The organism is Faecalibacillus sp. TM498 (assembly GCF_020589955.1).
Classification (GTDB): Bacteria; Bacillota_I; Bacilli_A; order Erysipelotrichales; family Coprobacillaceae; genus Faecalibacillus; species Faecalibacillus intestinalis.
The window spans coordinates 1-3,163 of sequence record NZ_JAJDKB010000099.1; the positions used below are offsets into that span (position 1 = coordinate 1).

Here is a 3,163-nt window from a genome sequence, read left to right on the forward strand (position 1 = left end):
TAGTGTCTTATCATCTGTTGCATCGCTTGGATTGATTGTCGCTTGTAATGTTTCAGTATTTGTCTTTTCTACTTTTAACTCTTTTTTATTTAATGAAATTGAATCAATATGACTTAAGACATGTATTTGACATTTTGCTTCTTTTCCATTTTTTGATTTGACAGTAATTGTTGTATCTCCGCCACCTACTGCTTTTACTTTTCCATTTTCATCTACTGTTGCTACATTTGTATTACTACTTGTCCATTCTAAAGTTTTATCTTCAGTTGTATCGTTTGGATTGATTGATGCATTTAATTGAACTGTCTTTCCTGTTTCAATTGTTTCATTTGTTTTGTCCAATTCAATAGAACTAATAGAAATGATTGATTTGACATCACATGTTGCTTTAACTCCATTAACTGTTTCAGCAGTAATTTTAGCATTTCCTGCTCCTACTGCATGAATATTTCCATTTTGATCAACTGTTACTATTTTATCATTACTTGATGACCAATGAATTGTTTTATCCATTGTTGTATTAGTTGGTCTAAAACTTACACTTAAAGAATCTTTGCTTCCTTTTTCTAAAGTTACTTCTTCTTTATTTAATGTGATTTTATTAATGATTCCGCTATCAGTAACTAATCTAAATTTAATAGCTTCTATATTATTCGTTTTATCTCCTGCATCAGTTCCTTCATCTACCCAATTTTGCCATCCTTTATTTGATAGATGAACACGATATTGCAATTTATATCCTAAAAAATCACTAAATTTAAAATTAACTGCTTTGATTGCTTTGTTTTGTCCAGTTGTTCCTAATACTGTATCAGATTTAATATTTGTATATTCTTTCCATCCAATACCATCTACATATACTTTTCCACTTAAATTATAATTATCTTCTCCATCCATACCAAATTGAAGTGCTTGTAAAAAGATTCCTTGTCCTACAGTACCAGCAATTTGCGAATCAGGAACATATGATAACCATCCTTTATCAGCAATATGACCTCTATAATAAATTTGAGGATATTCTACTTTAACTGTATCATCAGCTACTAATCTAAAATCAATCGCTTGAATTTCGTTATTTCCATCACCAGCATAATTTCCTTGTTTTACCCAATTTTGCCATCCTATATTAGAACTGTGTACTTGATATTCTAAATGATAACCCGGTACATTTTCTAAATTAAACATAACTTGTCTCATAGCAGAACCATTTGTTCCAATAGTATCATCACTTTCAATATTATCATAAGTTAATGTTTGTGAAGAATTTTTAATAACTCCAGATAAATGTGATGAATTAGGCATATTATTTAATTTAAATTTTAATTGATATAATGGTAAACTTCTTCCTGTTGTTCCTGCTGTATTTGGTTCAACAAAATATGGTAACCATTCTACACCTGCATTATTAGCTCTATATTCAAGGTATGGTGTGCTGCTATCTCTACCTAGTGGTTGATTTATATGATTTGATGAGTCATACCCATAAAAATTAGAAAAACAACTTACATCTACTTCACCATTTACACCTGAAACATAACCATTAGATTGATATTGCCATCCATAATTACCTTTATAATAATTGTTAACAAATCTTAATTTTTTTCCATATTGTGCAACCCAAGAAACATATTTATGAATTCTAGGGTTATTTAAATTTGAATTCAAATAACTTGTATAACTATATACATTAGCTGTATAACCATTTGCATTTAAAATACTAATAAACGTTTCTGCATTTGCTGCATTTTGATCAACACTTAATCCTGCTACCGAATTATTAGATTCCATATCATAATAAACAGGATATTGTAATTCTGATGGACGCACTCCATATTTTCTTAATAATCCAACAACGTAATTAGCTTCGTTGGCTGCTTTAGATGTATCAGTAGCATAGCTATACATGTAAATACCCAAAGGCATACCCACATTTCTACAACCTTGTAAGTTATTAGCAAATTGTGCATCTTCATGCATATTTCCACCGGCAAATGAGGTAATTCTTAAAATAGCACCATCTACTCCACCAGATTTAACTGCAGACCAATTGATACCGCCATTATATGATGAAACATCAATTACTTTTTTACATTCACCATATCCAAATCTAACGCCATTTCCATCATACATGGCTTTCTTACCATTTTCATAGCCCCATGTTAAATTATAACCAGAACCTCTAGCCATAGATTGAGATATTTGACTTTGTGAATTATTTTCAGTTACATATCCAGTTCCTTCATATCCATCTGGATTTGACATAACACCATCTTGAAAATTTTCATCATCACTTACACTATAACTATACTGTGATAAATCTTCATTTTGTTCATCTAATGCAAATACCGATGTTGGCAAAAATATTGATAAACAAATAAAAAAACTAAATAACTTTTTCATTTTGATCCTCCCCAAAAACAACTACATTATATATTTCTAAAAGAAAAATAACAATTATAAATGGTAGATTAATCAAATTAATCTACCATTTATACTAATATCTAGATAAATTACCACTATAATCAATAACAATTTTAGTATCACTATGTAAATTTTGTAATGTATAAATCATTGTTGATTCAGGAAGCGAAATACATCCAGCAGTAGCATTTCCCGTATCACAATGTAAGAAAATTGCAGATCCTCTACCTGGTATACATTCTGTGTTGTAAGTAATAGCTATAGCATATTTATAAGCTTTTGGATATTTAGCAAGATGTTCAGCAGAATTCCATCTTTTTCCTGTTTGAAAAATATCAACTAATTTATTATAGTAAATACTGCTACTATCATCTACCCAATAGTGATTATTATTTACCTTTAAATAACCTCTAGATGATCCCGAATTATCAGCCACTCCAAATGTTTATCCAAATGTATAAACACCCGTTGGAGTTTTTTTATCTCCTTCAGAAGTTTTTCCAATACCATTTTTTCCAACTCTTCCTGTTACCGAATAATTATCAGCCCAGTATCCATCAGATCCCTTTGTATGCATAGAAACAGTTGCATAATTAGAACCATTAGCAGATACAACTATTAATTGTGAAGTATCTTTAGCAACATTCAATTGAGAAACCCAAGAATTATATCTATGAAATTTATTACTTGTACTTCCTGGTGCACTGCTTCCTTTTTTTACAAGTTGGATTTGGATTGCTTC

General features: G+C 30.0%; 2 protein-coding genes and 1 pseudogene. All 3 read right to left on the bottom strand.

Going from position 1 to position 3,163, the window contains the following annotated elements; all coding sequences use genetic code 11:
* The coding region (locus LJD32_RS14710; protein WP_227403833.1) for a GH25 family lysozyme at positions 1-2,400 on the bottom strand (2,400 nt) is incomplete at its 3' end.
* A 94-nt stretch (positions 2,401-2,494) separates the two neighbouring features.
* Positions 2,495-2,857 carry a hypothetical protein gene (locus LJD32_RS14715; protein WP_227403834.1) on the bottom strand — a complete coding sequence of 121 codons (363 nt, stop codon included), beginning with the start codon at positions 2,855-2,857 and terminating at the stop codon, positions 2,495-2,497.
* Positions 2,858-2,866: 9 nt separating this feature from the next.
* Positions 2,867-3,163: pseudogene (locus LJD32_RS14720) on the bottom strand (hypothetical protein); the annotation flags it as partial.